Source organism: Mesobacillus jeotgali (assembly GCF_031759225.1).
In the GTDB taxonomy this organism is placed as follows: domain Bacteria; phylum Bacillota; class Bacilli; order Bacillales; family Cytobacillaceae; genus Mesobacillus; species Mesobacillus jeotgali_B.
The window spans coordinates 3,988,692-4,010,716 of sequence record NZ_CP134494.1; the positions used below are offsets into that span (position 1 = coordinate 3,988,692).

Genomic DNA, 22,025 nt, shown 5'->3' on the forward strand with positions numbered 1-22,025 from the left:
CATTTTTTAAGCTCCGCATATCCGGGGGCAGGTTTTACAATAGCTTCCTTTATCCTTAAGCAAATAGCTGAAACAGCAGGTTTTGCGGATCCTTATATATGTATCTGACTCTTCCTGATAGACTGGTTCAGTGTGAAATCCCGCAATCGGGTTGCTGTGATAGCGTCCAAACAGCTTTCCTGTGGCCGTCTCAATCAGAAAGGAGAAGTCCTCTTGCGCCCTCTCCTTCACTTCATGATCCTCGGCTTGGCTTAAGATTTTTTCATAGAGCCAGAAAATATAGACTGCGACATTCTCCCATAAAATCATTTTCGAGATTTTCGCAGATTTTGAGATGGCATCCATAACCGGAGAAAGATTATCCAAAAACAAATGCCTGATTGCCTCCCTCCTCCACTCTTCACGCTGGCCAGAAGGACAGAGTTCGGTGCTTTTGTGTTTCAAATAAAACCCCGGCAGCCAAAGTCCATCTTTAATGGCATCTGCCAGAATAATATTCTCAGGTGAAACATCCAGCCTTTTGTTAAAAGCGGTCATGGAATATAGATAGAGAACGGCAAGAAAGGCATGCCGTTTCATGAAAACGGATGCTGCTGTTTTCGCATCCGGAGCCTTCAATCCTTCATTGAACTTTTCCAGATATTCGCCCATTGCCGCTGCATCCGTAAAAGGCCTGAAATCGATTTGGACTTCCTTATCAGGCTCGGAAACGACAAAACGGTAGTTGGCGAGTATCGCCATTTCAGTTGCTGTCAGTTCTCTTTTCATACTGGCGCTCCTACTTTATCCCTGACGATGCGGCGGCCTTTGCCATGCGGAATGCATAGCGGCGTGCCGAATAACGGGTCAATGGTCACTTCACAATTCATCCCAAAAACATGCTTCACAAGTCCGCAGTTAATGACAACTTCCGGTTTCCCCTGGTCAAAGATTTTTTGGTCCTTGATTGCGACGATATTATGGGCGTATCGGCAGGCCAGGTTCAGGTCATGCAGCACCATGACAATCGTTCTGCCTTCGTTTTCATTCAACTCAAAAAGAAGATCGAGGATTTCGATTTGATGAGTCATATCCAGATAGGTTGTCGGTTCATCAAGCAGGATGATATCTGTGTCCTGCGCCAATGTCATTGCAATCCACGCACGCTGGCGCTGTCCCCCTGACAATGAATCGACTGTGCGGTCCTTCAGGTGGTCAATGCCCGTTGCCTTCAAAGCATTTTCCACACTTTTTTCATCCTCTTCCGACCATTGCTTCAGCCACGTCTGGTAAGGATATCTGCCTTGTTTTACAAGCTGCATGACTGTCAGTCCTTCCGGTGCTGTGGGAGACTGGGGAAGGATCGCCATTTTTCGGGCAACTTCCTTGGTCGACAGTTTGGAGATTGCCTCCCCTTCCAAAAGGATCGCTCCTGCCTGTGGCTTTAGCAGCCTGGCGATCGAGCGCAGCAAGGTTGATTTTCCACAGCCGTTTCCTCCGATGAAAACGGTGATTTCCCCTTTCGGAATTTCGATATCTAATTCATTTATGATAATGGAATCTCCATAGGATAGCGTCAGTTTTTCCGTTTCAATAGCCTGGATCATGTCGATTCCCCTTTCTGTCAGGTTTAAGAATTTCTTGTTTTATATAGCAGATAGATAAAATACGGTGCGCCGATCCCGGCAGTGAATACTCCTGCAGGGACCTCTAATGGCGAAAACATCGTACGTCCGATCAAATCGGCGAGCATGACCAAGATACCGCCAATAAGAGCTGATACAGGCAATAGTGCACCGAATGCAGAGCCGACAAGCCTTCTTGCCATATGTGGTGCCATCAGGCCAACGAAACCGATTCCTCCGGCAAAAGCGACCGAACTGGCGATCAGTGCCGTGCTGACAAGCAGCAGCACAAAACGCTGCCTCTGGACATGCCCTCCCACGCCTGTGGCTATATCTTCCCCAAGTTCCTGTACATTGACATTCCTTGCAAAAATAAAAGCGATCAACAGCATGATGACGGTCCATGGCACAAGCACGGCGACATTGCTCCAGGTGGATCCATACACAGTTCCTGTAATCCAGATATTCGCCTGGCTTGCACGGTAGATCGGACCCATGATCATCATCAGTGTCGTCAAGGCCTGCATCATCGCGGAAATCCCGATACCAATCAATACAAGTCTTACTGGTGAAACACCATTTTTCCAGGAAAGAAAATAAACCAGGAACGCTACAATGGAAGCACCCGCAAAAGCTGCTACTGGCATCCATTCTATGCTTACTGTCAGTGCATTATTATCCCCGCTGAAAACGGCGAGAAATCCGACAACTGCCACTGCAGCACCACCGGTAATTCCAAGAATGTCAGGTGAAGCAAGCGGATTCCTGATCATTCCCTGTAGGATTCCTCCGGCTACAGCCAAGCTGATGCCCACCATCAGAGCCACGATGATTCTCGGTAAGCGGAAGGATTGCACAACCAATCTCTCCATATCGCTTCCTCCGCCAAAAAACACCGAAATGACGCTCAATGGGCTTATCGCCATATCGCCCATGCCGGTACTGATGACAAGCACGGCCACTGCCAAAATCAGCAGACCGAAAAGGATTCCGGCTGCCTTTTTATCTATCAAGAAAGATACTTTATCTTTAAAAATCCTGAGAGTCCTATACTGGCTCATTTTCCGTTGAACCCCTTTCTCGCTATATAAATGAAAAATGGAGTCCCGATCATAGCGGTCATGACACCAACAGGAATTTCCTGCGGCATCAGTACGTATCGGGCAGCGATATCTGCCGCCAGCAGCAGCATACCTCCAAAAATTGCCGAGAAAGGGATCACCCAGCGGTGGTCAATGCCGACAACCGCCCTGGTCAGATGAGGAATGACAATGCCAATAAATCCAATTGGTCCGGCTACAGCCACGGCACCACCAGATAAAAGGACGATGATGATGCCAGCGCCGAGCTTTACAAAACCTGTGTTCAAACCGAGGCCTTTCGCTACATCCTCCCCCATGGACAGCACGTTCATTTTCGAAGAAATCAAGAGTGCTGCCAGCCATCCAAACGCTAAATATGGGAGAACACTGCCGAGCGTTTCCAGCTTGCGCCCCTGTACCGATCCTGCGAGCCAGTAGAGTACCTGCTCGAGTGCCGCCTCATCCAGGACAAGCAATCCCTGGGTGAAAGATGAAAACATCGCTGTCATTGCTGCACCAGCGAGGGTCAATTTCATCGGAGTCAATCCTTCACGGCCTGCAGACCCTATTACATAAACGCTGACTGCTGCCAGAGCTGCACCAAGGAAGGAGATCCACGCAAACGCCTGGAGGCTGCCAACCGAAAAAACGGTCACAGCAACCACTACAGCAAATCCAGCTCCGGCATTCACGCCAAAAATCCCTGGAGAAGCGAGAGGGTTTTTCGTTAACGTTTGCATCAGGACACCAGCAATCGCCAGGCTCGCACCGACAGCAGCCGCAATCAACGCACGCGGAAGCCGGACTGATTGAATGATGATATGTTCGCTTGATCCATCATAATTGGTGAATGCATTAAATGCTGTCCCCCAAGATGTATCCGTATAACCGTAAACGATACTTGCACATATTAAAAACAAATTGAAGAAGATGGCCGCCATTAATCCAATCCATCTTTGGCCGTTGGTTTTCAGGAGCATTTCGATTACCTTTCTTTCTGCCAGGAATACTGTTAACCATTCTTTCATTAGCATTGATCACAGTTGATAAAAGTATTTTTAAAAAGTTGTTTATGTTGTTAATTAAACTTTACGTGAAAAAAGGGTTCTTTTCACCAGTTCGACTTACATGTTCACAAAATCGTCAATGATGATGAAAATCATTATCAATTAGTGTTGACAATGTCCTCACTTGCATTTTATCATAAGGATGCAGTAATTGAAAACGATTATCAATAACAATCTAGGAGGAAATACATATGAAAGTTTCAAAACACTTGCTGGCTCTTATCAGCATCTTCACCATCCTGCTTTTGGCAGCATGCGGCAGCAACGAAGAGGATGCAAAGAATACAGCAGAAGCACCAAAGGAAAAAGAAGAAGGCTACACAGTGGGACACGCAATGGGTGAAACCACTTTGGAAAAGACTCCAGAAAAGGTCGTCATCCTGACAAATGAAGGTACAGAAGCACTTCTTGCGCTTGGTGTCACTCCAGTCGGTGCCGTACAGTCATGGACAGGAGACCCTTGGTATGACCATATCGCTGATGATATGAAGGATGTAGAAGTCGTCGGTGTCGAGAGCCAGGTTAATGTAGAAGCTATTGCCGCGCTTCAGCCAGACTTGATCATCGGAAATAAAATGCGCCAGGAAGATATTTATGAACAGCTTAAAGCAATCGCACCAACTGTTTTCGCTGAGGACCTTCGCGGTAACTGGAAGAACAACTTCGAGCTTTATGCAAAAGCTGTAAACAAAGAGGAAAAAGGCAAAGAAGTACTCGCTGCTTATGACCAGCGAATTGAAGACTTGAAAGAAAAACTTGGAGACAAAATCAATACGGAAGTATCCATGGTCCGCTTCATGGCCGGTGACGTCCGTATTTACCATAAGGATTCATTCTCAGGCGTTATCCTTGAACAGATTGGCCTTGCTCGTCCAGAAAGCCAGGATCAAGAAGACTTTGCTGAAAAAGGTGTAACAAAAGAAAGAATCCCGGCAATGGACGGAGATATCCTATTCTACTTCACATATGATGAAGGCGACGGCAAAGCAACAGAGGTTGAAAAGGAATGGATCGAGGATCCGTTATTCCAAAACCTTGAGGTAGCGAAAAAAGGTGAAGTCCACAAAGTGGATGACGCCATCTGGAATACAGCAGGCGGCGTTTTGGCAGCCAACTTGATGCTCGATGATCTCGAAAAACATATGTTGAAATAAAATCCCCCCAAGATTTTATTTGACTAATCCCCCACCCCTATATATAGAAACCAGGAAGAGGGTGTCCCAAAAGTATAAACTTTTGGGCACCCTCTTTATTTTTGAGACTACTTGTAAAAATGGTCCGTTGATTTCCGTTCCAGGCGCTTCGCTTTCCGCGGGGCTGGCGCTGAGCCTCCTCATCGCTTCGCTCTTGCGGGGTCTCACCTGACCAGCTGCGCCCGCAGGAGTCTACGCGCCTTCCACTCCAATCAACTCAGGTTTCTAAATTCATTTTTTGTGCAAAAAAATACAAGAAAAACCTCTTTTGTTATAATTAAGTCACCACAACCAACTATACAAAAGGAGAGATTTTCTTGTATAAAAATTATAACACAAACCAATTGACCCTTCCAATGGACATTCAAGTTTTGATTCCTCAACAGCACCTTGTTCGATTGATTGATTTTGCCGTCGACCAGATGAACCCCAATATCTTTCTCTCTCTTTATCCTGGTGGAGGACGGCCGCCTTACCATCCTCAAATGATGTTAAAAGTCATTCTTTATGCATATGCCAACCGTATTTATTCCTCTCGACAAATCGCGAAACAGCTAACAGAGAATATTATGTTCATGTGGCTCTCCGGCGAACAGAAGCCTGATTTTCGTACCATCAACCGTTTCCGTTCCGAACGCATGAAAGATGTCATCTATGAGACGTTCTTTTCCATAGTCGACCTCCTTCGGGAGGAAGGACTTGTGAAGCTAGAAGACTATTTCCTGGATGGGACCAAATTGGAGGCAAACGCCAACAAGTATACTTTTGTTTGGAAGAAGTCCACTGAAAAATACGATAAAAAGTTGGACGAGAAATTCCGCCAGATTGTCTTTGGGATTGAACAAATCACCAAAGAAGATGAAGAAGCAGAAAGGGAACAAGATTTTCAGGAAAAGCTCGAAGAGACACCCATCTCTTCTGCAAAAATTGAAGAAACCATTAAAAAGCTGGAAGAGAGACTGGAACAGGATCCAAAAAACAAACCTTTAAAGAAGGCAAAGCGCCAACTGGAAAAAGACCTTCTACCTCGAAAGCAGAAGTATGAACTTCAGAAACAGACTTTTGGAGAGAGAAACAGCTTTTCTAAGACGGATACCGATGCCACTTTTATGCGAATGAAAGAGGACCACATGATGAACGGGCAGTTAAAGCCTGGATATAATGTTCAGATTGGAACAGAAAATCAGTTCATCACCAACTTCAGCCTCCATCAACGGGCTGGAGATCCTGGATGCATGATTCCCCATCTTGAACTTTTGGAAAAACATAACCGCCCGAAGCCAAAGGCCGTTATTGCCGACTCTGGTTATGGAAGCGAAGAGAACTATGCACATTGTGAAGAACAGGAAATAGAAGCGTACATTAAATACAATACTTTTGACAAGGAACAGACAAAGGCATGGAAGGAACAAATTGGCCGAGTTGAAAATATGGAGTATGACGAAGAGCTAGATGAATGGATTTGTGCAAACGGAAAACGCCTGGTTTTCCAGTATGAGAGTCAAAGAAAGTCCGACAACGGTTACGATTCCGTGAAGCGCACGTACCGCTGTACCGATTGTATGAACTGTCCATTCCAAACAACCTGTGCCAAAGACAAAGATACAAAGACCGTACAGGTCTCAGTGAAAAACCAACAACAACGAAAAGAAGTTCGGGAACGATTGGCTGCGGAAGAAGGAAGCCAAAGATACAGGCAGAGAAAAATAGATGTCGAGCCAGTATTTGGGCAGATTAAACACAATCGAGGGTTTAAAAGATTTGGGTTAAGAGGCCTCTCCAAAAATACCACGGATTGGGGTCTTATTTGCGCTGCACACAATCTTTTGAAGTGGGCAGCCAACAAGGAAAGCGAACAAAAATTAGGGTAACTAAGGGGAGGAATATCCCTCTTTCCCTTATAAATCCATCAAATCCAAACCCATAAATTGGATAAAAAGTAAAAGAGGCGACTCTCAGGTCGAATTTATTCAACCTTTTGAGTCAGCCTCTTTTGTTATTTTTATTGACTGAAGGGGAAACGATAACAAATTTTACAAAAAGAGTCTTCATAATCCTCCCAATTTCGGAAATGATAAACGTAAATCAAGATTGGCGGAGATTGCAATGAAGAAGCTATTCAAGAAAAAGTTGATGGAAGACATTGAAAAAGAAGCTGCTAAACAGGATACGGAAGGCCAAAAGCCTGATCAATATTTAAATGACCACGAGTGGGAAAATACTCTTTTCAAATCTCACGATTACAAAAAGACTTTTTATGTCAATCAGAAGACGGAAAAAAAATTCTGCTTTTCATTCATGTCGACTCTTGTAGATGAAAGCATTCTCCAAAATAATGCTCTCCCCTACTTGCTTGAGGGCGAATTTAATACCATTGAAGACGTCAAAAAGCTTATACCGATAGCGGATGTCCAGGTTTCGGCGAAAAATGAGGATATAGAAATTAAACTCTTTAATGGGTATGTACTTCTAACGCTTGAGAATGAAGAGAAATATTTCGCCTTCATCGCGGCGCAAAAAGAAGTAGTTAGGACAGTTGCCCAGCCTGAAGTAGAATTCAGTGTAATCGGCCCAAAGGAATCATTTGTTGAGTCACTGGATCAAAACCTTAATATGATTCGAAAAAGGGTTCCAGTAAAAGAGTTGATTATTGAAAACTATACGGTGGGCTCGATATCAAAATCTGGTGTCGCCATTTTATATATGGAGGGCATCACCAACAAAGATAATGTCAATACGGTTATCCAGCGCGTGAAAGACATTGAATTCGATGAAATCACAGATAGTTCTTATATTGTCCAGCTGATTTCCGATAACCAGAATTCTCCCTTTCCACAGCTTCTGGATACTGAAAGGCCGGATAGGATCGCGGCCATCCTTGCAGAGGGAAAAGTCGCCATCCTTGTCGACGGTTCGCCGCACGCATTGATCGGGCCAACGACTTTGGTGGAATTCTTCGGCTCTTTCGAAGACTACTTCCTGAATTATTTATTGTCTTCTTTTTTCCGGCTGATCCGTTTATTCGCCGTTGCGTTCTCGATCCTGATCACACCGATTTATGTAGCAGCCTTGTCCTATCATTATGAGTTGATCCCAAAGGACCTGCTAAGCACATTGATTACATCAAGAAGGGAAATACCGCTCCCTCCTATACTTGAAGCATTATTCCTTGAGCTGACAATCGAGCTATTGCGTGAGGCCGGGGCCCGCCTGCCTACCAAGGTCGGCCAGACGATCGGTATCGTGGGCGGAATCGTAATCGGGACCGCTTCCGTTGAAGCAGGTCTGACGAGTAATGTCCTCCTGATCATTGTCGCACTGGCAGCGCTGGCGTCTTTCACTACACCAGTGTATCGAATGGGCAACACTATCAGGCTGCTACGATTCCCATTCCTGTTCTTTGCTGAGCTTTGGGGAATGCTGGGAATCGTTGTATCCTTTTCATTCCTCCTGACCCATCTGCTCAGACTAACATCATTGGGCAGGCCTTTCTTGGAGCCTTTGTATCCTCCAAGGGTGACGGATTTCAAAGATGCGATCATTCGGCTGCCTTTTACCATGCAATATAACCGGCCACAATATTTGAGAACAGAAAATCCAGCCCGTTTCAGTGAAAAAAAGGCAAAGGAAAAAAAGGACATCGACGAGTGAGCATTGGAGGTTTTGAAAAAACATGCAGCAGCCCATACCTGAAAGATTGCAAATATCACCTTTTCTCGTCCTTTACCTAATCATGTCCATGCAGATTGGCATCGGGGTCCTTGGCTACCAGCGCATCATTGCCAAGAATGCAGGTTATGATGCTTGGATATCCGTTTTTGCTGCTGGACTGAGTATCCATCTCATCGTTTGGATGATTTATAAAATTTGCGGGACGGTAGAAGGAGACATTGTTGCAGCACATGCCTTTGTTTTTGGCAAAAAAATCGGCAGTATAATAAGCACGGTTTTCATCGTCTACCTGCTGATTTTTGCGATGGCAGTTTTAAGGACTTACCTCGAAGTCGTTCAGGTATGGATGTTCCCGGAAATTAGTACTTTCTGGTACAGTCTTGTCTTTTTGCTTCTTTCAATCTATATCGTTTTTGGCGGTTTTAGAACCGTGACCGGTATCGCTTTTTTCTGTATTGTCCTGCCAAGCTATCTGCTGCTGACATTTGGCTTTGCACTCAAATATGCGGACTTCAGGAATCTGCTGCCAATCCTGGATCATTCTTTAAAAGATATGGCCATCAGTGCTTTCAATATGTCCCTGACGTACATCGGCTTTGAAATACCGCTATTTTTCTACCCATTCATCAAAGATGCGCCTAAATCACAAAAATGGGCCCATCTCGGTGTTTTTTTGACCACCATTATCTATACCGTACTCGCGATCATTACTTTTACTTATTTCTCAGAAGCACAGCTGGCCAAATCCATCTGGGCAACTCTTGAAATGTGGAAAATTGTCAGTATGCCCTTTGTTGAACGATTCGAATATATCGGAATTGCCAACTGGAATCTGATTATCCTCCCTAATATTTGTATCGCTCTTTGGGGAGCCAGCATGATTTTAAAAAGAGCCTTTAAGCTTCGGCAAAAAAAAGGCGTGATTGCCCTTGCTTTCATCTGCTTACTCGCCATGCCTTTTATAGATACAAGGGCAAAGATAAATTTTTTGAATGATTTGGTCGCAAAGATCGGATTCAGCGTGACCTTCCTCTATATCCCATTTTTATTTATTGCAACAATGATCGCCAAGAAGGTGAAAAAAAATGAAAATTAGATTCTTCATAGTTATCTCGCTTATGCTTATGTCCCTATTGCTTACAGGTTGTGTCGAAAAGGAAATCATTGATGATGTGAACATCGAGATGGGCGTAGGTTATGATCAAAAGAATGATAAAATCGAAGGTACTGTCATGGTACCTATCTTTAATCCGGATAAGAAGATCGGCAATTTCACCTTCTCGGCAACGGCTACGAGCAATAGGGATTTAATTCAGGAGATTCAGCGTAAGTCAGCACAGCCAGTCGTAACAGGCTCCCTGGAGATTGCCCTTTTTGGTGAAGAAATCGCCAAAAAAGGAATCAAGGATTTCATTGATGCTTTTGAGCGCGACCCAAGTATCGGTGCCCGGGTATATTTCGCAGTAGCAGATGATAAGGCGAAAGAAATATTATCCGGAACCTATGGAACCAGAGGGAATGCTATTCATTTGTCTCAATTAATCCAGCACAATACGGAAACACGCAATCTGCCGATAACGAACATGCACCTCTACTTATTCGACTTATACCAGGAAGGGATAGATCCCTATCTTCCAATCCTGAAAAAAACGGAACCTGAAATCATCGATATCACAGGAATTGCTTTATTCAAGGATGAAAAAATGGTGAAAGAGCTGCCTTCAGATAAAATGTTCTTCTTTAAGCTTCTTACAGATAAATTCAGTGAAGGAGCTTTTAAATTGGAAGTGGATGGCAAGGATGTCGCGGTAAAAGATTTGGATTCTAAAAACAAGTTCAAACTAAGCAAGCGGAATCCCTACACTGTTGACATTGAGATCAAGGTTGAAGGGCTGATCCGTGAATATACAGGGGAGATGTTGACACCAGGAATCATCAAAAAGATAGAAAAGGAATTTGAGGAGCAAGTCAACAAGGAAACCATGGAAATGATACAGGAATTCCAGGAGATGGGCATCGATCCAGTTGGTTTTGGCCAGTTTATTAAAACAAAAACAAGAGGCTTCGATTTTAAGAGATGGGAAGATGAATATAAAAATTTAACCGTCAATGTAAAAACGGATGTGACTATAACAGAGGTAGGAATTGTTGAATAAAGTAAAAGAGGGACTCCCAGCTGATGTCGGGAATCCCTCTCTTTTTTATGCGGTGGTCGAGAACATGTATTTCTTGTAATGGTACCGGATCGAGAAAATCAAGCTTACTGCAAGCATATTCCCCATCAACGAGCTTCCTCCGTAGCTGATAAATGGCAGCGGGATGCCCGTGATAGGCAGAAGGCCGATGGTCATGCCGATATTCTGGAATACGTGGAAGGTGATCATACTGATGACGCCTACACAAATATAGGTGTAAAAGTCATTCTTCGTTTCCATGCCAATTTTGGTGATTTGGTAAATCAGCAAGAAAAACAAGCTTACAACAATACTTGCTCCAACGAAGCCGAATTCCTCGCCGATGATGCTGAAGATGAAGTCAGTATGGCTTTCGGGCAGGTACACTTCCCTTGTGCCATAGCCCTTCCCCACCGTTTCACCTGAACCGATGGCCAGCAGCGACCTCGTAAGCTGGAAGCCGGTAGTGCTTTGGTAATTATAAGGGTCAAGCCAGGAATAGATCCGACCGAACTGGTATTCCTTCACCCCAAGATATTTTTCAAGGATTTCAGGCTTCCAGATTACAAAATAAAATATGATCGAGATCAGCGTAAGGCCTGTCCCGAAAATTGGCACAAGCAGCTTCCAGGTGATGCCAGAGATGAAAATCATCCCAAGCATGATTGCAATATACACAAGCGAGGTACCCAGGTCAGGCTGCTGCATGACGAGCATGAGCGGCACCATCGTGACAATACCGATTTTAATCAGGAGCCAAAGGTCGGTTTGAATGGATTTAAGCCGGTATTTCTGATGGTGGTCAACAATCACCCTTGCAAGAGCCAGGATGATGAACACCTTCACCAGCTCGGACGGCTGCAGAGTACCCATTGCCGGCACCCTGTACCAGCTTTTCGCACCATTGATGACAGGAGCGATGGTGGAAGGTGCAATGATAAGCCCCATCAGCAAGACCAGCCCAAAGCCATAGGCATACCAGCTCAATTTTTGCAGCTGATCCGAATCGAGAGTGATGACTGCGGCAATGATTCCCGCACCGATGACGTACCAGATGATTTGCTTAATCAAAAAGTTTTCAGATCCATACTGCCCCGTCGTCTGGGCGCTGTAAATAGCGATGCAGCTCGACAGGAAAAGCAGGATCAATATCATAACCAGCCCATAATCGAGCCGGGAATTCGTTTTTGGATTCGAAGTCATTTTTATTCCCCTTTTATATGAAGGCAGTTTTCCAACTGAGAATTATCACGTTATAACTGAAGAACTGTTCAATACTTCATTATATTTTTTTCGACAATAAATCACAACTTCTGACTATGAAATGGTTATTATTACATATCCGAAAATTTTTATTCAGGCAATTTGGCGCAGGGAAATGGATGGAGTTTCCTTTTCAACTTTTTCGCCTTAATGACGGACAGATTTAATGCTGTCTCCTGGATTTTTGTCCGTCATGGCCTTGATGATGGACTGTTTTGCTGTTGTCTCCTGGATTTTTGTCCGTCATAAAGTCAGCTGTAAATTTCCGTGCATAGAGGTGGGACATGTTTCATAGCTTTGTAAGGGACAAAGTCTTTGAAAAAGTGGGGATTCTGTATGCTATCAAAAATTGAAGCTTTCATCCTTGGGATTATCCAGGGACTGACTGAGTTTTTGCCGATCAGCTCTACCGGTCATCTTTATCTGGGCAGAAATTTGTTTGGTCTTGAGGAAGCCGGTCTGCTGCTCGATACGATGCTTCACGTAGGTACACTGCTGGCGGTATTTGTATTTTACAGATATGAGTTTATCAAGATTTTGAAAAATCCGTTTGGGAAGCTGACGTTCCTCCTTGTTGTCGGCACCCTGCCGGCTGTTGTAGTTGGATTGCTTTTTGAGGATTACTTTGATGATATTTCCAAAACCGGCGTGACGATCGGCTGGGAATTCCTGATTACCGGGACGCTGATGTGGTTTGCGGACTCTATCAAAAATGGCCGCAAAAAAATGGATGATATCAGCTATACAGATGCTCTCGTGATTGGCAGCTTCCAGGCAGCAGCGATTTTTCCCGCTATTTCCCGCTCGGGCTTGACGATTGTCACAGCGCTCTGGCGAAAGCTCGACCGCGAGACTGCAGCATACTTCTCTTTCCTCCTGTCGACCCCAGCCATTCTAGGCGCCATCGTTTTGCAAGGAAAAGACCTTTTCAGCGGCGGAAGTGAGACGATTTCGATTCAGGCATTGTTGATTGGCATCATTTCAGCAGCGATTTTCGGATATATCGCTGTAAAATGGATGATTGGCTATTTAAAAAATCACTCTTTGAAGCCTTTTGCGATTTATGTATGGATTATGGGGCTTGTTGTGCTGTATTTTCAGTATGCTGGGCAGTTTTAAAATAGTTTATTGGCGATAACTTGTTTTTATTGGCGGAGTTCACAATTTTATTGGCGATAATTTCGTTTTATTGGCGATTTTCATAACTTTATTGGCGAAAATCCAGATTTATTGGCGAACTGGAAATTTCCGCTGATTTTTTCCAGTTAACGCACTACGAAAAAAGGCACACCGTTCACAAGATGGTGTGCCTTTTCCATTCTATTAGCAGCCGCCGTCTCCGCCCATAAGGACAAGACCTTCACGATACTCGTCATATTCGAGCGACATACCTTGAGTATAGTCGACGATATTGGATTCGATTGCGACTTGGATTTCATTGATTACTATTACATGATCATCTTCTTCCGGCTCCTCCAGAGCCAGACCAATCTGCGGGCCTCCTCAGCCAAAGCCGCCGAAGTACACGCGGATGCCTTCTGCGTTGCGCTCAGCGAGGATTTCTTTTAAAATGTCGCGCGCTTTATCTGAAATCTGCATTCTCCCTTTTCCTTTCTACATCAATTCTGTTTAGTGCTTAGTTTACCATGGTATCAATAATAAATACACAATACTGCCCGGAGTATTTTGTGAAGGTTATATTTGGAAAAAATGAGTTTCTCCCACTATAATTGTGAACGATTTGTGATTAAAACATCACGAAACTAAACAAAACATAACAAAACCAAACAAAAAGTATACCCATCTACTAAATATTCTATTATATTTAGTTTAGGTTGAAAAGGAGGGAAACCATTTGCAAATCTACACTCCAGATGAAATCGCTTCCATGCTGAAAATCTCCAAAAATACTGTTTATGAAATGATCAAGCGCGGCGATCTTGCAGCCTTTAAGGTCGGCAATAAAATGCGGATCGAAGAAAACGAGTTTGAAAGATATAAAGCTAGCATGTCGGCAAACCCGATTAAAACGCAGGAATCAAAGGCGGCGCCCCAGCATTCATTGCAGCTGGCAGGCAGCCATGATTTCCTGGTCGAACAGCTGGTAAAGTACATAGCATCTGAAGGGACAGGACTTTCAATCACTCCCTCCTACATCGGCAGTCTGGAAGGATTGATGATGCTTTACAGAGGAAGTGCCGATATCGCTGCGGTCCACTTGCTCGACCCGGCATCGCAGCAATACAATCTTCCCTTCATCCGTCAGCTGTTTGTCCATGAGCCTATATCGGTAATGAGACTTGCTTCCCGGGATCAGGGCTTAATTGTCGCAAAAGGAAATCCAAAGAACATCACCAGTGTCAAGGACCTGGCAAGAAGTGATGTCACGATCATCAACCGGCAAAAAGGTGCTGGAACCCGCTTCCTGCTCGATTCCTTCCTGGCCAGTGAACAACTTGAGCCAGCAGCAGTGAAGGGTTATGAAAATGAAGAATGGACGCATCTTGGCGCGGGGGCTCATATCAGCAGGGGAACTGCAGATGCTGCCTTCGGTATCAGATGCGCCGCAAGCCAGCTTGGACTAGACTTCATTCCGCTCACGAAGGAACAGTTTGATCTAGTGTTCCGCTGGACCCCTGGAAACAAAGAAGCTCTCCAGCATTTGACCGACCTGATCCAGCTCACCAATTTCAAGGACAGCATCGTGGATTTTGACGGCTATGATGCTGAGGAGTTTGGAAAAATCATTTACGGAAACCACTTATCGGAGGCTTAAGCATGAAATTCAAACATTTAATTTCACTTTTACTTGTACTAATGTTTGCTTTTGTAACAGGCTGTTCTGATTCAACGACAAAAGAAGCTGATAAAGATCCAGAAACGGAAAAAACCGATTTGATCCTTGCTACTACTACAAGCACTCAGGACAGCGGGCTGCTTGATGTCCTGAAACCTGATTTTGAAGAAAAAAACAATTACAATCTTAAGATCATCGCTGTCGGAACTGGCCAGGCTCTTGAAATGGGAACACGCGGCGAAGCGGATGTCTTGCTTGTTCACGCACCTGCTGCTGAAGAGGAGCTCGTGAAAAGCGGCGATGCGATCAACCGTCAAAAGGTCATGTACAATGATTTCATCCTGGTCGGCCCTGCTGAAGATCCAGCTAAAATAAAGGGTTTATCTGTTGATGAGGCATTGACGAATATAACCGAATCAAAAGCTTCATTCGTCTCCCGCGGTGATGATTCTGGTACACATAAAAAAGAACTAGAGCTTTGGAAAAAATCTTCCATTGATCCAAAATCCCTTGGCGAAACCTACATCGAGGCTGGACAGGGCATGGGTGCAACACTAAAGATAGCATCTGAAAAGATGGGCTACACTCTGACAGACCGTGCTACTTTCCTTGCCCAGAAAAAGAACATGCCCGACACTGAAATTTTGGTAGAAGGTGATGAAAGCCTGCTGAATATTTATCATGTTATGCAGGTAAACGACGAAAGGCATGAAAAAGTGAATGCAGAAGGTGCGAAAGCATTCGTGGAATTCATGACTGCTGAAGACACGAAGAACATCATCAAGGAGTTCGGTGTGGATGAGTACGGCGAACCTCTCTTCTTCCTGTTCGAATAACATCCCTGGTAATGTATAATCTTATTATGCAGAAAATTTAGAAGGAAAGCCTGATTGCCCATGGAACTTTTACTAGAAGGTTTAAAAAAAGCAATAGAGATGATTCTGTCGGGCGACCCCGAGATTCTGGAAATCACCCTGCTGACATTGAGGGTGTCGATCACAGCCGTACTGGTCAGTACATTGGTCGGCATACCTACAGGGATGTTCCTGGGTCTTGCCCGTTTTCCAGGAAGGCGGTTCATCCTTGCTATCATCAATATTGGCATGGGCCTCCCTCCTGTCGTCGCCGGCTTGTGGATCACTCTTTTCCTGTGGCGATCCGGCCCGCTTGGAGATCTTGCCTGGCTTTACACACCTACAGCCATCATCATGGCTCAGATATTGGTGTCGCTGCCTATTGTAACTGCGCTGACAAGTACGGCATTCCAGCAGATCAATCCGAAGTTGATTTTACAGGTCAAAGCGCTTGGAGCGACGAAAATGCAGCTTTACTGGATCCTGATGAAGGAGGTAAAGCTGGCGATTCTTGCAGCCATCATCGCTGGTTTTGGCAGGGTCATTGCCGAGGTTGGCGCTGCAATGATGGTTGGTGGCAATATCAGCGGCGAAACAAGGATTTTGACGACCTCGATTGTCATGGAAGTATCAAAAGGGAACTTCGATATCGCCCTGGCCCTTTCGTTCATCCTGATGACTCTGGCATTCATCATTACGTTTACCCTGACTTATTTACAGCAAAGGAAGCGGAGCCTATGACCTTACTGATTACTGTAAAAGACTTAGAAGTGACAGCAGGTAAAAAGAAACTGCTCTCCATCCCCCATTTTGAGATTCAAGAGGGAGAAGTCCTGGGGGTCATGGGACCGAATGGTGCTGGAAAAAGTACGTTCATTAAAGCATTGTCGATGCTTGAGAAACCTGCCCGGGGTTCAATTTTTTTAAAAGGACATAATCTCACGGTTGACCTGACTTTGGAGGCACGGAGGAAGTTCGCTGTCGCAATGCAGCAGCCGCTGCTTCTTGACACAACCGTTTTTCAAAACGTGGCAATCGGCTTGAAGCTTAGAAATCTTCCACTTACCGAAGTAAAACAAAAGGTTGCATACTGGCTTGATAAATTCCAGATCAGCCATCTCGCAAAAAAGCAGGCCGTCCATCTGTCCGGCGGCGAAGCCCAGCGCGTCAATCTCGCCCGGGCCATGGTCCTCGAGCCGGAGGTCCTGTTTTTGGATGAACCATTCTCAGCACTGGACTTCCCCACAAAGATCCAGTTGTTGAAGGATATCAAATCGATCATCCAGCAGACGAAAACAACGACCGTTTTTGTCAGCCATGATCTTATGGAACTGAAATACCTTGCCGGAACGCTGGCGATCCTAATGGATGGCGAGCTGAAACAGACCGGTCCCACAGAGGAAGTGTTGTCATCCCCCAACGCATCTGCTTCCACTTTTATAAATGAATGGAAAAGCCTTCTCAATTAGTTGCAAACAGCATGGCAATAACGCCATGCTGTTTTTTCTGGCTGGAATAGCCTTTTCAATTGGCTTGTTGCATGGCTGAAGAAGCCATGCTGTTTTTTTATAAAAAGGAATTTCCACTCTTTTGGCTAATTACTTCCTTATAAAACCCTAAAAGGAGTCTGTCACAGTGGAAATGAATATGGATTTTACAACTCACAAGCAAATGGCGATTGATTTGTTCAACCTGACCTGGGATCTGATTGAAAAACAGGATCGGACTGAAAGTGATGATGATACGATGCTTTATGCGGCGATGGCTTCCCGCTATCATTGGGCCGTTGTCGGCACGCCGCTGAATTTTGCCCGCGGAGAATGGCAGATTTCAAGAGTATATGCGATACTTGGGAGAAGTGAGGCTGCTCTCCATCATGCAAGGAAGTCGGAGAAACTCTGTCTGGAGCATGACCTTGAGGAATTTGATCTTGGTTTTGCCTATGAGGCGATCGCGCGTGCATATGCCCTTTCAGGAGAAGCTGCCGATCAGGAACGATATATGAGTCTCGCGCTTGAAACTGCTGAAAAGGTTCAGATGGAAGCAAATAGAGACTGGCTTTTGAAGAATATCCATTCAGTCAGCACAGGGTTCATACCAGTGTGAAGCAAAATGAAGAATTGTAAGTTTACATAAAGGAGAAATGCAATGAACTACGCTATCGTAACCGGTGCCTCAAAGGGACTTGGAGCATCTGCAGCACAACGGTTCATCTCAGAAGGAATTCCTGTCATTTCGGTTTCCAGAAATGAAAATAGTGCTTTGAAACAGGCTGCAGAGAGTGCTGGGGTCAGCTATACACACTATAGCTGCGACCTTTCTTCTGCACAACAGGTTCAAAGCGTCTTCGCGCAAATCTGTGATGATGTTTTTCAACATGCGGAAAATGTGTATGTAATCAATAATGCTGGAGTGATTGAACCGATTGATGTAACCGGAGAATTAGATCCTGTTTTAGTTCAGAGAAATATCCAGGTTAATTTGTCGTCACCGATCCTGATCAGTAATTTATTTTTACAAAAAGCGAAGGAAACCGGGTCCAGAGTCATCATCGCAAATGTGACCTCCGGTGCAGGCGAGCGGCCGATCCAGGGCTGGAGCATTTATTGCAGCACAAAGGCCGCTGTGAATATGTTCACGATGACAACAGGCCTTGAGCTTCAGAATAGCGGAAGCAGCAGCAAGGTCATTGCCTTCAGCCCAGGAATCATGGATACTGACATGCAGGTGACAATCCGTTCTTCATCGGAGGAGGCATTCGCCGATGTGAATACCTTCAGGAACTACAAAGAAAGCGGCAGTCTCCGCAGTCCCGATACTGTTGCAAGTGCGCTTGTCAAACTTGTATTGGCTGATCACCTCGATAACGGGAAGATCTATAATGTGAATAATTTATTATGATCAGGCTGTTTTCGTAAACTATCAATGGAAAACCGCCTGATGAACAAAGGCGAAGGTCTCCTCCTCCGCCTTTTTTTCATTCTGCTCTGTTTCTCGATACTTTTTTAGTATCATGAGAATAAGACTGACCAGGAGAGTGGCATACATGGATCGGATTTCTTTTAAGATCGGGACAGTTTTTTTCATAACAATCCTGCTGGTCGAAGGTGTTCTATTTTACTACCTTCATTCTTCTATCATCCATTCAAGGATTGACGAGGAACTGGCTTCCCTGCAGACGCGGGGCAATAATCATCGTGATATTCTTGAAACCTCCTATAGCCAGGAAACCATCCACCATATCACGGCAATGGAGTCCAAGACAGACACCCATGTGATTATCACTGACCAAACAGGCGAAGTCGTATCTTCTTCGGTTCCAACCGATCATTCAATGCAAGAAATCATCACAGGTACGCCAGAAGATGTTCCGCGGGCTGGCTTGGTCTTGGAAAATGACTGGAAGGATAAGCAATATATAGCGTCTGTCAGCCCTTTGGAGAACAGCGGGGCAGTTTATATGTTCAAGAACACCGAGCGTGTCCAGAGCCTGATTGCCAAACTGAATAAGCACTTCTGGCTTGCCGGAATCCTCTTGTTGACTTCAATGGCGGTGATTATCCTTTTCCTGTCCAGGTTTATCACCAAGCCTGTCATCAAAATGAATGAAGCGACTTCAAAGATCCGTCAGGGCGACTATTCTGTTACTCTTCCCCGAGGCGGCAAAGATGAATTGGGCGAGCTTGCAGAGTCGATTCAGGTACTGGCTGATGACCTTAACCATATGAAAAGGCAGCGCAATGAGTTCCTCGCGAGCATTTCCCATGAATTAAGGACACCCCTTACTTATATAAAAGGATATGCAGACATCGCGGCAAAAGCAGGAACAACACCTGAGGACAGAAGTCACTATCTGCAAATTATCCATGAAGAGGCAACAAAGCTTTCCGGTCTCGTCAAAGGGTTATTTGACCTTGCAAAAATGGACGAGAACACTTTTACCATCCAAAAAGAAACGGTAGAGCTTTGTGAATTCATGCGTGGAATCCACTCAAGGATGGCACCCTCTTTTAATGAAAAAAATATCGCGCTTAATTTTGTCTGTCATGGGGAAGTCTATATCGAGGCTGACCCGACACGATTTGAACAAATCATAATCAATCTGCTGGACAATGCAAGGAAGTATTCGGAAGCTGGTACTGCGACTTCGATGCAGGTTTTTAAAAAGAGCAGCACAGTTCATATCATCGTGAAGGATGAAGGAAAGGGCATCCCTGAAGAGGACCAGGCCTGGGTTTTTGACCGCTTTTACCGGGTGGACAAATCCCGATCAAAGGCTTTAGGCGGTTCAGGACTCGGACTTGCAATCGTAAAAGAGCTCGTGGAAGCGCACGGCGGAAAAATCACGCTCAGCAGCAAGAATGGCAAGGGCACAACTTTCGAAATTATTATTTGATTGGGTTTTAAAATCCTGAAACATGGAATACATAACTAGAGGGGTGATGTCATTGAAACAAGTTAATTCACTTGTGGAAATTGTTGAAGCTGTAAAGAAAGGCAGCACTGATCATAAAATTTTGCTCAATCAGCACGAAACCTCGCGCTCCGCGGTTACATTGGGTGACGAAGACACAGAATCAGGAACGAGGCTCCACGTAAAAGCCGTGCTGGACAATTCACTCTACTACTCAGAAGTATTCACAGACGACACGCTGTATGAAGAAGCAAACGAACTGATACAGGAACTGAAAAGTCTCGCACAGGTTGAACTAGTGGGCGAGGAAGAGATTGATGTGTTAATCGAAAAGTGATTCAAAGGGCAGCCGCATGCGGACTGCCTTTTTTACATGGAGCTTTCTAATGTTAAAAATTTTTACATATTGCCACCCTTTTGCCGGGAAAACTAGCTTTGTACTCACTTTTAAGGAGGGCTTGCAATGACGAAAAAGTTCAATAAAGGCAGCAAGAATCAAAATTCACCCAAGCTTGGGAATCAGATGGCCGAGTTTTCTGGTGAATTGACGAGCGGCGACAACAGCAAGGGGAACAAGCGCAACAAAGACCAGAGCGATAAAACAGACCGACATCATTAGATTGGCTTTCGCAATGAGAAGCCTCCAAAAGGAAAAGCCGGCATATGAATGCCGGCTTAGTCCATTTCAGTCAGGATGGCTGTCTGGTTATTCAGGTTTGCAGGGTCAATTCCTTTGCTTTTGTTTTCATCGTAAAAAGCATCCTGGAGCTTCATGTTCGCTTCCGCTGTTTCCAGTTGTTCTTTTTCAGAGCCTGGATTGGCAGGCTTTGCGTGTGGATCAATATTTACATACTTGTCCTTATCCATGTTGAATCCCTCCTGATGTTAGTATCAGCCTTTGACTTTACTTTTACCCGAATAATGGCTGAAGTGAACTTGAAAAATCAGGAATTATCTGCGGACAGAGGCTGCCATCCGGACATAAGTATGCCGTTTGCCGCGGACGACGATCGAATAGGCCATGATGTTCTCCGGCAAAGCGATTCCCGCTGCTCCGGCGTCCCCGATATGGTAGAGGTCAGCACCGGCCATTTTGCTGTTCAGCGCGATTAGTTTGATGGTTTGTTCATCCGCCCCCTCCTGGCTTGTACCTGTCGTCAGGATTGCGAGCGCTCCTTTTTGGTGGACGAGATCAACCAGCTTTGCCGTCTTTTCAACCGTAAAACCTGATACTGTGCCTGGAGACGGAATCAGGATAATGTCAGCGCCGGCCTCGACAAAGCTATGCACGGTTTCTTCCGTCATCATCGAGCTTCCCGTCTCACCTGCCACCCCTGCACCATGCATTTTTCCCGCTATGATCAATCCATCAGGACCGAATGCTGTCCGGGCTTTCTCAATCGCCTTCGTTATCTCTGCATTCGTCACGCCTGTTTTGGGATTGCCTGTCAAGCAGACGAAATCAAAGCCAAGCTCCTTCGCTCTTGTTAGGGAAGCATCAGTAGCAATCCTTCCTTCGGGCAGCTGCTGGAGTGCCTCAAGCTTGTCCGCCTGGAGGTCGACAGGCTCAAGGTTCAAGCCAACAGGACGGCCAACCAGCTTTTTTAACTGGGTGATCACTTCCGACGGATCTGCATCCGGCAAACTTTCAATCGCTGGGTTCATCACATCGAAGAAGTTAAGCAATATCAGGTCTGCCCCGAATGCCGCAGCCAGTTCCGCATTCGTCACTGCAGGATAATATGGTGAAAACGCTCCGATCACCTCTGATAAAATCGTCCGTCCCTCCGAAGCAATGATTGCCTTTTTCAAATCCTGTCCTGTCATTTGTTCAAAGTCTGATGCCGTGCAGTCAAGCAGTCGTTTCATGACTATATCCCTCCATTATGTAAGCATCCGTTTTTT

General features: G+C 45.1%; 22 protein-coding genes. 15 read left to right on the forward strand and 7 right to left on the reverse strand.

Annotation, left to right across the window (positions count from 1 at the left end):
- Positions 1-6: 6 nt before the first annotated feature.
- The 4 genes from fhuF to RH061_RS20135 are packed head-to-tail and all read right to left on the reverse strand — an operon-like array spanning position 7 to position 3,666.
- The gene (gene fhuF / locus RH061_RS20120) at positions 7-768 is read right to left on the reverse strand and encodes a siderophore-iron reductase FhuF (protein WP_311072577.1); all 762 of its coding nucleotides are present in this window, start codon (positions 766-768) and stop codon (positions 7-9) included.
- Positions 765-1,586 carry an ABC transporter ATP-binding protein gene (locus RH061_RS20125; protein WP_311072578.1) on the reverse strand — a complete coding sequence of 274 codons (822 nt, stop codon included), beginning with the start codon at positions 1,584-1,586 and terminating at the stop codon, positions 765-767. Before RH061_RS20125 ends, fhuF begins: the two co-directional genes overlap by 4 nt.
- 23 nt (positions 1,587-1,609) lie before the next feature.
- Positions 1,610-2,665: a FecCD family ABC transporter permease gene (locus RH061_RS20130; RefSeq protein ID WP_311072579.1), complete on the reverse strand. Its 1,056-nt coding sequence runs from the start codon at positions 2,663-2,665 to the stop codon at positions 1,610-1,612.
- The gene (locus RH061_RS20135) at positions 2,662-3,666 is read right to left on the reverse strand and encodes a FecCD family ABC transporter permease (RefSeq protein ID WP_311076477.1); all 1,005 of its coding nucleotides are present in this window, start codon (positions 3,664-3,666) and stop codon (positions 2,662-2,664) included. The genes RH061_RS20130 and RH061_RS20135 overlap by 4 nt, the downstream gene beginning before the upstream one ends.
- Positions 3,667-3,944: 278 nt before the next feature.
- Here RH061_RS20135 and RH061_RS20140 point away from each other — a divergent pair, with 278 nt between their 5' ends.
- The 5 genes from RH061_RS20140 (at position 3,945) to RH061_RS20160 (ending at position 10,774) form a co-directional block, all read left to right on the forward strand.
- Positions 3,945-4,907, forward strand: a complete 963-nt coding sequence (locus tag RH061_RS20140) for an ABC transporter substrate-binding protein (protein WP_311072580.1) — start codon at positions 3,945-3,947, stop codon at positions 4,905-4,907.
- 356 nt (positions 4,908-5,263) lie between these two features.
- On the forward strand, positions 5,264-6,817 hold the full coding sequence (locus tag RH061_RS20145; protein WP_311071405.1) for an IS1182 family transposase: 1,554 nt from the start codon (positions 5,264-5,266) through the stop codon (positions 6,815-6,817).
- Positions 6,818-7,052: 235 nt separating this feature from the next.
- The gene (locus RH061_RS20150) at positions 7,053-8,597 is read left to right on the forward strand and encodes a spore germination protein (RefSeq protein WP_311072581.1); all 1,545 of its coding nucleotides are present in this window, start codon (positions 7,053-7,055) and stop codon (positions 8,595-8,597) included.
- Positions 8,598-8,619: 22 nt separating this feature from the next.
- Positions 8,620-9,714: a GerAB/ArcD/ProY family transporter gene (locus RH061_RS20155; protein ID WP_311072582.1), complete on the forward strand. Its 1,095-nt coding sequence runs from the start codon at positions 8,620-8,622 to the stop codon at positions 9,712-9,714.
- Entirely contained in the window at positions 9,704-10,774 is a 1,071-nt protein-coding gene (locus RH061_RS20160) for a Ger(x)C family spore germination protein (protein WP_311072583.1), read from the forward strand. The genes RH061_RS20155 and RH061_RS20160 overlap by 11 nt, the downstream gene beginning before the upstream one ends.
- 45 nt (positions 10,775-10,819) lie before the next feature.
- Here RH061_RS20160 and RH061_RS20165 read toward each other — a convergent pair whose 3' ends face one another.
- On the reverse strand, positions 10,820-11,995 hold the full coding sequence (locus RH061_RS20165; protein ID WP_311072584.1) for an FtsW/RodA/SpoVE family cell cycle protein: 1,176 nt from the start codon (positions 11,993-11,995) through the stop codon (positions 10,820-10,822).
- Between the two features lie 396 nt (positions 11,996-12,391).
- On the opposite strand from RH061_RS20165, the gene RH061_RS20170 reads away from it, so the two are divergent.
- The 10 genes from RH061_RS20170 (at position 12,392) to RH061_RS20215 (ending at position 20,739) form a co-directional block, all read left to right on the forward strand.
- Complete coding sequence (locus RH061_RS20170) at positions 12,392-13,174, forward strand: undecaprenyl-diphosphate phosphatase (RefSeq protein WP_311072585.1); 783 nt, start codon at positions 12,392-12,394, stop codon at positions 13,172-13,174.
- A gap of 736 nt (positions 13,175-13,910) precedes the next feature.
- Positions 13,911-14,831: a helix-turn-helix transcriptional regulator gene (locus RH061_RS20175; protein ID WP_311072586.1), complete on the forward strand. Its 921-nt coding sequence runs from the start codon at positions 13,911-13,913 to the stop codon at positions 14,829-14,831.
- Positions 14,832-14,833: 2 nt separating this feature from the next.
- Positions 14,834-15,688 (forward strand): ABC transporter substrate-binding protein, encoded by an 855-nt coding sequence (locus RH061_RS20180; protein ID WP_311072587.1) that lies wholly within the window; start codon positions 14,834-14,836, stop codon positions 15,686-15,688.
- Positions 15,689-15,748: 60 nt separating this feature from the next.
- Entirely contained in the window at positions 15,749-16,447 is a 699-nt protein-coding gene (locus RH061_RS20185; protein ID WP_311076478.1) for an ABC transporter permease, read from the forward strand.
- Complete coding sequence (locus RH061_RS20190; RefSeq protein WP_311072588.1) at positions 16,444-17,175, forward strand: ABC transporter ATP-binding protein; 732 nt, start codon at positions 16,444-16,446, stop codon at positions 17,173-17,175. The genes RH061_RS20185 and RH061_RS20190 overlap by 4 nt, the downstream gene beginning before the upstream one ends.
- Positions 17,176-17,347: 172 nt before the next feature.
- Complete coding sequence (locus RH061_RS20195; RefSeq protein WP_311076481.1) at positions 17,348-17,812, forward strand: hypothetical protein; 465 nt, start codon at positions 17,348-17,350, stop codon at positions 17,810-17,812.
- A gap of 42 nt (positions 17,813-17,854) precedes the next feature.
- Positions 17,855-18,607 carry a (S)-benzoin forming benzil reductase gene (locus tag RH061_RS20200; protein ID WP_311072589.1) on the forward strand — a complete coding sequence of 251 codons (753 nt, stop codon included), beginning with the start codon at positions 17,855-17,857 and terminating at the stop codon, positions 18,605-18,607.
- Between the two features lie 145 nt (positions 18,608-18,752).
- Positions 18,753-20,102: a HAMP domain-containing sensor histidine kinase gene (locus RH061_RS20205; RefSeq protein WP_311072590.1), complete on the forward strand. Its 1,350-nt coding sequence runs from the start codon at positions 18,753-18,755 to the stop codon at positions 20,100-20,102.
- A gap of 52 nt (positions 20,103-20,154) precedes the next feature.
- Positions 20,155-20,457, forward strand: a complete 303-nt coding sequence (locus RH061_RS20210) for a hypothetical protein (protein ID WP_311072591.1) — start codon at positions 20,155-20,157, stop codon at positions 20,455-20,457.
- A gap of 126 nt (positions 20,458-20,583) precedes the next feature.
- Complete coding sequence (locus tag RH061_RS20215) at positions 20,584-20,739, forward strand: hypothetical protein (protein ID WP_226678849.1); 156 nt, start codon at positions 20,584-20,586, stop codon at positions 20,737-20,739.
- Positions 20,740-20,795: 56 nt separating this feature from the next.
- Here RH061_RS20215 and RH061_RS20220 read toward each other — a convergent pair whose 3' ends face one another.
- The gene (locus tag RH061_RS20220; protein WP_311072592.1) at positions 20,796-20,987 is read right to left on the reverse strand and encodes a hypothetical protein; all 192 of its coding nucleotides are present in this window, start codon (positions 20,985-20,987) and stop codon (positions 20,796-20,798) included.
- 84 nt (positions 20,988-21,071) lie between these two features.
- Positions 21,072-21,989 (reverse strand): DUF7916 family protein, encoded by a 918-nt coding sequence (locus tag RH061_RS20225; protein WP_311072593.1) that lies wholly within the window; start codon positions 21,987-21,989, stop codon positions 21,072-21,074.
- Positions 21,990-22,025 lie beyond the last annotated feature (36 nt).

Coding starts and splice junctions, on each gene's coding strand:
- RH061_RS20135 (WP_311076477.1), bottom strand. CDS start 3,666: ATGCTCCTGAAAACCAACGGCCAAAGATGGATTGGATTAATGGCGGCC.
- RH061_RS20225 (WP_311072593.1), bottom strand. CDS start 21,989: ATGAAACGACTGCTTGACTGCACGGCATCAGACTTTGAACAAATGACA.
- RH061_RS20160 (WP_311072583.1), top strand. CDS start 9,704: ATGAAAATTAGATTCTTCATAGTTATCTCGCTTATGCTTATGTCCCTA.
- RH061_RS20190 (WP_311072588.1), top strand. CDS start 16,444: ATGACCTTACTGATTACTGTAAAAGACTTAGAAGTGACAGCAGGTAAA.
- RH061_RS20130 (WP_311072579.1), bottom strand. CDS start 2,665: ATGAGCCAGTATAGGACTCTCAGGATTTTTAAAGATAAAGTATCTTTC.
- RH061_RS20195 (WP_311076481.1), top strand. CDS start 17,348: ATGAATATGGATTTTACAACTCACAAGCAAATGGCGATTGATTTGTTC.
- RH061_RS20170 (WP_311072585.1), top strand. CDS start 12,392: ATGCTATCAAAAATTGAAGCTTTCATCCTTGGGATTATCCAGGGACTG.
- RH061_RS20125 (WP_311072578.1), bottom strand. CDS start 1,586: ATGATCCAGGCTATTGAAACGGAAAAACTGACGCTATCCTATGGAGAT.
- RH061_RS20220 (WP_311072592.1), bottom strand. CDS start 20,987: ATGGATAAGGACAAGTATGTAAATATTGATCCACACGCAAAGCCTGCC.
- fhuF (WP_311072577.1), bottom strand. CDS start 768: ATGAAAAGAGAACTGACAGCAACTGAAATGGCGATACTCGCCAACTAC.
- RH061_RS20165 (WP_311072584.1), bottom strand. CDS start 11,995: ATGACTTCGAATCCAAAAACGAATTCCCGGCTCGATTATGGGCTGGTT.
- RH061_RS20215 (WP_226678849.1), top strand. CDS start 20,584: ATGACGAAAAAGTTCAATAAAGGCAGCAAGAATCAAAATTCACCCAAG.
- RH061_RS20140 (WP_311072580.1), top strand. CDS start 3,945: ATGAAAGTTTCAAAACACTTGCTGGCTCTTATCAGCATCTTCACCATC.
- RH061_RS20185 (WP_311076478.1), top strand. CDS start 15,749: ATGGAACTTTTACTAGAAGGTTTAAAAAAAGCAATAGAGATGATTCTG.
- RH061_RS20155 (WP_311072582.1), top strand. CDS start 8,620: ATGCAGCAGCCCATACCTGAAAGATTGCAAATATCACCTTTTCTCGTC.
- RH061_RS20205 (WP_311072590.1), top strand. CDS start 18,753: ATGGATCGGATTTCTTTTAAGATCGGGACAGTTTTTTTCATAACAATC.
- RH061_RS20150 (WP_311072581.1), top strand. CDS start 7,053: ATGAAGAAGCTATTCAAGAAAAAGTTGATGGAAGACATTGAAAAAGAA.
- RH061_RS20180 (WP_311072587.1), top strand. CDS start 14,834: ATGAAATTCAAACATTTAATTTCACTTTTACTTGTACTAATGTTTGCT.
- RH061_RS20200 (WP_311072589.1), top strand. CDS start 17,855: ATGAACTACGCTATCGTAACCGGTGCCTCAAAGGGACTTGGAGCATCT.